Annotated in this window: 4 protein-coding genes and 1 pseudogene; 1 reads left to right on the top strand and 4 read right to left on the bottom strand. The window is 74.9% G+C overall.

Annotated elements, in window-relative coordinates; all coding sequences use genetic code 11:
- The 3 genes and pseudogenes from FPZ41_RS42155 to FPZ41_RS42165 form a co-directional block, all read right to left on the bottom strand.
- Positions 1-1469, bottom strand: a pseudogene (locus FPZ41_RS42155) (ABC transporter permease); the annotation flags it as partial.
- Positions 1470-1539: 70 nt separating this feature from the next.
- Positions 1540-4890, bottom strand: a complete 3351-nt coding sequence (locus tag FPZ41_RS42160) for an ABC transporter permease (RefSeq protein WP_322621427.1) — start codon at positions 4888-4890, stop codon at positions 1540-1542.
- A gap of 189 nt (positions 4891-5079) precedes the next feature.
- Positions 5080-5484, bottom strand: coding sequence for a globin (locus FPZ41_RS42165; protein WP_322621428.1), 405 nt, complete (start codon positions 5482-5484; stop codon positions 5080-5082).
- Positions 5485-5664: 180 nt separating this feature from the next.
- Here FPZ41_RS42165 and FPZ41_RS42170 point away from each other — a divergent pair, with 180 nt between their 5' ends.
- Positions 5665-6681, top strand: coding sequence for a methyltransferase domain-containing protein (locus FPZ41_RS42170; protein ID WP_152869656.1), 1017 nt, complete (start codon positions 5665-5667; stop codon positions 6679-6681).
- Positions 6682-6720: 39 nt separating this feature from the next.
- Here FPZ41_RS42170 and FPZ41_RS47585 read toward each other — a convergent pair.
- Positions 6721-8217: FHA domain-containing protein (locus FPZ41_RS47585; RefSeq protein ID WP_194236406.1), on the bottom strand; the 1497-nt coding region annotated here is incomplete at its 5' end.

Consider the following 8217-nt stretch of genomic DNA (forward strand, 5'->3'; position numbering starts at 1 on the left):
GCCTCCGAGCCCCCGGAGATCCCCGGGTCGGAGGGCCCCGACCCGTCCGTCCCCCTCCGCCGCAGCGCCACCACCGCGCCCAGCGCGAGCACCACCAGCGTGACTTCGGCGACCGTACGGCGCCGCGAGGGGCGTACGGAGGTCAGGTCCTCGCGTGCGCCGTGGACCCGTACGACCGCGTGGCGGGCCGCGGCGCTCACGGGCAGTGCGGCGCAGGCGAGGAGCGTGACGGCCGCGGCCGCGATCACCGCGTGGGCGTAGCGCGTGGTGGGCACCGCGAGGAGGGCGACCACCAGGCCGGCCGCGCCCGCGGGCACCGCGACGACCGCCGTCTCGGCCAGCAGCCGTCCCGTGACACCGCGCAGCGAGCCGCCGCGGGCGCGCAGCAGGGCGAGCTCCGTACGACGGCGGTCCGCGGCGAGACCGCCCGCCATCAGAAGCACCACGGCCGCGACGGTTCCGGTGCCGAACGCGGCGACGGACACGAGAGGAGCGATGCCGTCGCGCAGGCGCTGGTGGGAGCGGAGCACCGTGTCCAGGCCGGTGTTCGCGTCGGCCGCCGGGTCGGTGGCCTGGCGCACCGCCAGCAGGCCGGGTCCCGACACGAGCGCGGCGAGGGAGGAGGAGAGGCCGGGCAGGTCACGGGCGTTCAACGAGGTGGCGGAGGGGGCGAGTTGCCAGTAGCGCTCCGGGTCTCCCTGCGTTCTCAGCAGGGCGGGTGCCGCGTCGGGGGGCAGGAGCAGGGCGCCCAGCCAGTATGTGTTGGCGGGCGGAATCGCGTCGAGCTTCCGCATCAGGGAGGGGGTGCGCAGCAGGGGTTGCGTCGACCAGTACGCGCCCTGGGGCTCGCGCGGGGTGACGATGCCGGTGACCCGCACGGCCAGCGGCTCCCGCAGCACGCCGGGGACGTGGATCACCGAACCCACCTTGATCCGCAGGCGCTCGGCGGTCTCGGTGGTGACGGCGGCCTCCACGGAGCGGCTGCGCGAGGTGACCGATCCGGTGGTGCGCGGCAGACGCCCCTGGCGCAGCTGGGCATGGTCGGCGAGGCCGTTCTGCGCGACGAGTGACACCTGGGCGGGCAGCCCGCTGGGCCGGGGCAGCCAACGGTCCAGTGCCTCCAGGGGTTCGGTGGTGCGCACGCCGTACGACGACTGGGCGCGGTCGACGACCAGCGGCTGCTCGACGGCGGCCAGCACCCGTGCGTACTGCTCGCGCAGCGTGGCCTGGCGAAGGGCCGACTCCCACTCGTCCGGCGGGAGTTCGGTCGTGGACTGCTGGGCGTAGAACTGCACGGTCGTCTGTTCGGCCGGGGCCTCGGCGACGGCACTGCGCAGGCCGGCGTCCTCGTACCGGTCCACCGAGCGCGGGAAGGCCGCGGCCAGACAGGCGGTGAACGCGACCAGCAGGGCCAGCGCGCAGGCTGCCCCGGTCGCGGCGCGCAGCCGGGTCCGCACCCAGGGGGCCACGGAGGACGGTGCGCGTACCCGGGTGACGCGGGAAGTCCGGGAACTTGTGGAGGAGCGCGTACGCACCGCGTCACTCACCTCCCTGGCGCCGCAGCGTGCCGACCGCGTCCGGTCGTCGTGCCGCCAGCACGGCCGTGACCGCGAGCGGGGTGACCGTCACCGCGGCCAGCAGCAGGGCCACGGGGGCGACGGGCAGTTCCACCAGGACCTCGGGCACCGGCCGGGAAGCCTGCGGAGTGAGGACGATTCTGGGGATCACCGCCCGGGTGAGGACCGTGCCGAGGGCGACGCCGGCCGTGAGGGCCACGGCCACCAGGACGCCCTGTTCGGCGGCGATGAGACGGGCCAGTTGTCGGCGCGGGGCGCCGAGCGCGCGCAGGACCGCGAACTCGTCGGCCCGCTCGCGCAGGGATCCCGCCGTGCTCACCGCGAACCCGACCGCGGCCAGTGCGGCCGCGACCACCGCCACCGCGGCGAACGCGGCCTCGGTACCCGCCCCGAACGGATCGTCCCGCAACCGGTCCGCGACCTCGTCCCGTACGACGACCCGCGACGGCTCGACATCGGGACGCGCCCGCACCTCCTCGGCCACCCGCCCGGCCGCGCCCGGCGCCGTCCGCAGCCACCACTCGGTGGGCTCGGCGGTCTCGTCGTCCCGGGCCTCCAGCACGCGGTTCACGGACCGGAGATCGACCAGCAGCGCCCCGCCGGCGCCGTCGCCGCCCTCCTCGGTCGTCGGCAGCGCCCTTACGCTCCGCACGATCCGTACCGGCACCGTCGAGTCTCCGAATCTGACGTCCATCCGCTGCCCGGTACCGGAGAGTCCGGCCGACGCGAGGAACCGGTCGGTGGCGACGCCCGTCACCTCGGACGCCGGAGGCTGGGTCACCCGGAGGCGGACCGTGAACGACTCGGGCCTCCAGTAGAGGTCGCGGGGCACGTACCCGGTGCCGTAGCGGACCACGAGGGAGCCCGGTGGCGACTCCTCCACACGCGGGGTCGTCGGGAGCGTGGAATCGTCCGCGGACGGCGACGTGCTGGCTGTACGCGACGTGACCGTCCAGGAGGTGGCCTGCGGCAGCGGTTTTTCCGGCCCGTTGGCGCGGACGGCGCTCACTTTCTCCAGGGACAGGCGGTGTTGCTCGGCGCCGCCGACCGGTTGTTCCATGGTCAGCCGCACGCCGGTCAGCGTCAGGGGCTCGGCCGCCCGGCCCGTCGGGGCATCGGCCGCGCGGGCGAGGTCCAGGGCGAGGACGTGGAGCCGTCCGTCGGCGGCCAGCTGGCCTGCGGGGACCGGGTACGGCACGCCGTAGCGGTCCTGCAGAGTGACCGTCACATCGGCTTCGGGGCTCTCGCCGCTGCCGTCCGTGTCCGCCGCGTCGCCACCGTCCCGGTCGCTGCTCAGCCGCAGCGCCAGGCGGAGCTCCGTCGCTTCCTGGGGCAGCCGAGGGCCCGCCGTCCTCCCCTTCGGGGGGAGGCCCGCCAGCAGGGGCCGTACAGGCTCGGAGGCCAGGTCACGCCGGAGCAGCAGTCCGTCGGCCGCTGAGGCCGTGTCGAGGGCCAGAACCGTCGCTGTCCGGCCGCCGGACAACGGCATCGCCGTACGGATGGCCGGTGCCGTTGCCCGTACGCCGTCGATGTCCGCGTAGCGCCCGGAGCCGCCGAGGCCGTTCGCGCCGCCCGCGAGGACGCGGACGTCCGTACCGGCGCGGAAGTCCGCCTGGTCGTCCTGCGAGCGGTTCCAGGAGGCGCCCTCGCCGATCGCCAGCATCCCCAGGGCGACCGTGAGGACGAGGAGCAGCACCGGGCCGGCGCCGCGCGACGGGCGGCGGCTGAACTGCCAGCCGGCCAGGGCGCTCGGCAGGCCCCGGCCGCCCGCGGCCCGGCGCTCGGCGAGCCGGGCCACGAGTGGCAGCAGCCGCAGGGTGAGCACGGTGCCGGCGAGCAGGGCGAGGGCGGGCGCCGTGACCAGCAGCGGGTCGATGCCGAGGGTGCCGACGGGGCTTCCGCCTGCTTCAGCGGAGCCCGGAGCTTCCGAGATGCCGCCGGAGAGGGCGCCGGTGTTCCGGCGGTCCAACTGCCAGTACGCGACCCCGGCGATGACCAGCAGCCCGACATCGGCCCCGGCGCGCACCGGGGCGGGCAGGGTGCGGGCCCGCCGCACCGTGAAGGAGCCGGAGGTCAGCGCCGGCACCGTCACCGCGAGCGCGCACCCCAGCGCCACCGCCGCCGCGACCAGCCACACCTCCGCACGCCCGCTGGAGGTGTCGATGTGCAGCCCGATCCGGGCCAGCGCCCCCCGCTCGGCGAGCAGTCGCGTCAACGGCCCGGCGAGCAGCGGCGCGCAGACCGCCGCGGGCACCGCGAGCAACAGCGCCTCCAGCGCGGCGAGCCCCGTGACCCGGCGGGGTGAGCTGCCGCGCGCCCTGAGCAGCCGGGTCTCGCCCGCCCGTTCGGCGCTCAGCAACCGGGCCACGAGGAACAGCGCGTACCCCGAGAGGAGGGCGATCAGCAGCGCCACGATCAGCAGGGTCGAGCGGGAGACGAGGAGGGAGCGTTCGCCGTCGTCCAGGATCTCGGGCAGTGAGGTCGTCGCGGCCGTGGTGCCGTTCAGGGCGTCGGACGCGCCCAACGCGGCCGTACCGTCACGGGCCGCCTGCCGCAGCGCGCCGATCCGGTCCGTCGTCAGCGTGGCGAAGTCGGCGGAGGCGAGCCAGGCGGACTCTCCCTTGCTCACCCGGCTGTCGGCGAGCACGGACGGATCGGTGAGCAGGGGGCCGTACGTCGTGAAGGAGAGCTTGTGGACACCGCGGCCGCGGAGGTCGTCCACCTGCCAGTACGGGGCGGTGATCCGGTCGGGCCGGTACAGGCCGGTGATCAGGACGCGCACGTCGGGACCGTCGAAGCGGTCGGTGAGGGTGAGGCGGGCGCCCGGCTTCAGCCCGAGCGGATCGGCGGCGGCCTGCGGCAGGGCCACCTCGACGGTGCTGCCGCCACCGCGTGGCAGCCGCCCCTCGGCGACCCGCACCTGGGTGCGGTCCAGAGCCGCGAAGTGGGTGAGATCGGGGTTGCCGGACCGGGCGGCGGGTGGCTGGAGGGAGCGCGGGAGGGCGTACGGGCCGGACCGCACGAGCGTGCGCAAGGTCACCGGCATGCCGTCGAAGGTCCGTCGAGCGCCCTCCCGCACGGCACGGTCGGCGGCCGCGCGCTCGTCCGCGGACGGGGTGTCCGCCTTGACGATCAGGGAGGTGCCGACGGCGTTCTCGGGGGCGGCGAGGGAGTGGCGCAGGGCCGCGTCGCCGATCGCGCCCGAGTACGCGGTGAGGGTCGTCGGCACCACCGTGGTCAGTACGACGGTGAGCAGCGCGGCGGCGAGCAGCAGCCGGTGCGCCCGCACGCGCAGAAACACGAACCCCGTCACCCGGCCCCCCGTCAGCCGTCCCCGGCCCCGGGATCACCGGAGACCTCCGGGTGATGCTGTCAGAAGGTGGGGACAGCCGGTAAGCGCCCGTGAGCCGGACTTGACCGGATCGTGACCGGAATTCGGTGCTCAACGACCGGAATGTGCGCGCCACGGGGGCGAACCGGCCTCAGCCCGCAGTGTTCACCATCAGCCCGCGGTGTTCACCATCGAAGCCGCCGCGTACGTCAGATAGTTCCACAGCGTGTGCTCGTGCTCCTCGGAGAGACCGAGCTCGTCGACGGCCACCCGCATGTGCTTCAGCCAGGCGTCGTGTGCGGCCCGGTCGACGGTGAACGGGGCGTGGCGCATCCGCAGGCGGGGATGCCCGCGGTTCTCGCTGTATGTGGTGGGGCCGCCCCAGTACTGGATGAGGAACAGCACGAGGCGCTCCTCCGCCGGGCCCAGGTCCTCCTCCGGGTACATGGGCCGCAGCAGCGGGTCCTCGGCGACGCCCTCGTAGAAGCGGTGCACGAGCCGCCGGAAGGTCTCCTCGCCGCCGACCTGCTCGTAGAAGGTCTGCTCCTGAAGTGTGCCGCGCCGAATCTCATTCACGCACCCATGGTCTCAGACGGGGAGACGGAGGACTCAAGGCCTAGGACCGCACCGATCGGCGATCAAGACGGTTCCGGCCGGCGATCAGGACCGTTCCGATCGGCGATCAAGAACGAGCCGATTCCGGTTCGGCCCGTCGCGGTGCTCGCCACGGGGCCGATCGCGCAGCACAGTGTGTATATGGGCACACATGCGGTCGATCGGGACCATGACCTCGCCGCGGAAGCCAGGGCGGCTATGGTGCGCGAGATCGGGGCCGGCGGAGCCTGGGACGCCGACCCGGTGTGGCGGGAGGCGTTCGAGGCGGTTCCGCGCCACCTCTTCGTGCCCTACTACTACGTGGGCTGTGGGCCCGCCCCCTCCACTGGTGCCGGGAGTCCGGGCGGGAGCGGCTACGAGCGGCTCTGGGGCGAGGAACGCGACCCGAGGCGACGCGAGCGCTGGCTGCGCGGCGCGTACACCGACGTCCCGCTCGCCACACGCCTGCGCGACGGTGAGTTGATCTCCTCCAGCAGCCAACCCTCGCTGATGGCGAACATGCTGGCCGAACTGGAGGTGGAGGACGGCAACCGGGTCCTGGAGATCGGCGCCGGCACCGGCTACAACGCGGCCCTGCTCGCGCACCGCCTCGGGGACGACCTGGTCACCACCGTCGACCTGGACCCCGACATCACCGAGGGGGCACGCAGGCATCTGGCCGCTGCCGGGTACCACCCGACCGTCGTCACGGGCGACGGCGCACGCGGGGTGCCCCAACGCGCGCCGTACGACCGGATCATCGCGACCTGCACGCTGTTCTCGATCCCGCCCGCCTGGCTCGCCCAGTGCGCACCCGGCGCCCGCATCCTGACGCCGCTGGCCACGGGTCTGATCCGGCTGCGGGTACGGGACGCCGAGACCGCCGAGGGGCGTTTCCTGCACACGCCCGCGTACTTCGTGCCCTTGCGCGGCGACGGGGGAGGGCCCGCGCGGCTGCATCCCCATCTGGGCGGGCTGCCGGGCCGGGCCAGGGACCACGAGCTCTTCCGGTTCCTGCTGACCCTGACCGCGGGCAGCCTCGACCCGCACGAGGCGCTCGCGCTGTGGGACCGCGAGGGGCACCCGACGCGCGACCGGTACGGGATCACGATCAGCGCCGACCGCGAATGGGCGTGGCTGGACGACCCGGAGGGGCCGTATGCGTGGCCCCTCCCGTGAGTCGTATGTGACCCCGTCCGCTCGCGCTCGGCTGTGTGTTCAGCCTCGCCGGACGGTGATCGTCGTCCAGGCCCCCACGTGCACCCGGTCCCCGTCCTGCAGGGGTACCGGGACGAACGGCTGGATGGGCTCCTCGGAGCCGTTGACCGTGGTGCCGTTCGTGGAGTTCTGGTCGACGACCGCCCAACTGCCGTCCGGCTGCTGGACCAGGACCGCGTGCTGGTGCGAGACGCCCGGGTCCTCCGGCGGCACCGACAGGTCGATGTCGGGGGTGTCACCGGTGGAGTGACGGCGGCGGCCGATGGTCAGCTGGTTGCCGACGAGGGTGCGCTGCTGCTCCGGGGAGTACGCGGGCAGGTTGAGCCCCGCGGCCTCGGGGCCGGAGCGTTGCATCATCGACATGAAGTAGTCGCGGTCCGGGCCGATCGTCGCCGTCCAGGTGGCCGGCTGCTGCGGGTACGCGGGAGCGGGCGGGGCCTGGGTGGCTCCCGGCTGCGGGTATCCGTAGCCACCGGGTGCCCCCGGTCCACCGGGTGCGGGAGGCGCACCGGGACCGGACGGCGGCGGGGAGATCACCCAGTCGTCCTGCCCGCCACCGAAGGACGGACCGCCCGGCTGAGGGCCGCCCGGCCCGCCGGGAGCGGGCGCACCCGGCTGTCCCGTCTCGCCCGGGAACGTGGGCGGAGCGGGCGGCCCAGCCTGCTGGAAGCCCTGCGGCAGCCCACCGGCCGCCGGACCACCACCCGCACCCGGACCACCGAAGCCTCCGGGACCTCCAGGACCACCAGGGCCGGCAGGTCCACCGGGGCCACCAGGTCCACCGGGTCCGGGAGGGCCGCCGGCTCCCGGCGGAGCGGTCGGCCCGGCGGGCTCGCCGCCGAAGGGCGGCCCCGGCGGGATGGGCTCCGCGGGACGGTTCACCTGCGAGGGGCGCGAGCTCTGGTAGTCGTACGAGTCACCGCCGCCGAAGGCCGGACCCGGCCCGGGCGGCTGCTGGAACCGGAGCGCCGGGTTCGGCCCACCAGGTCCACCAGGTCCACCAGGATCCCCGGGCCCAGTCTGCCCGCCAGGGCCGCCGGGTCCACGGGGGCCGCCAGGACCCGCAAATGGTGCCGGTCCGCCGGGACCCGCGAACGGTGCGGGACTACCAGGACCCGCGAACGGTCCCGGTCCGCCAGGACCCGCGAACGGTGCCGGGCCACCAGGACTCGCAAACGGTGCGGGACCGCCCGGACCGCCTGGACCACCGGGCCCCGCGGGTCCTCCGGGACCCGTCGGCCCAGGCCCAGGTCCGGCCCCAGGCCCGGAGGGCCGAGGTGCGGCCGGGGTGTACGAGGTGGCCGTGTTCGTCAGGAAGTTCCACCGGCACTCCTCGCAGAACGGCGCGCCGCCCTCGCGGGGCGTGCGGCACTGCGGGCAGAGCTCCGGTGCGCCGCCGGGCACGGCGGACGGATGCGGATGCCCTCCGGGCTGACCGCCCGCGCCCGGAGGCGGGGGAGGAGGCGGAGGGGAGCCGGGTGGCGGATAGCCGTAGCC

The organism is Streptomyces acidicola (assembly GCF_009377235.1).
GTDB lineage: Bacteria > Actinomycetota > Actinomycetes > Streptomycetales > Streptomycetaceae > Streptomyces > Streptomyces acidicola.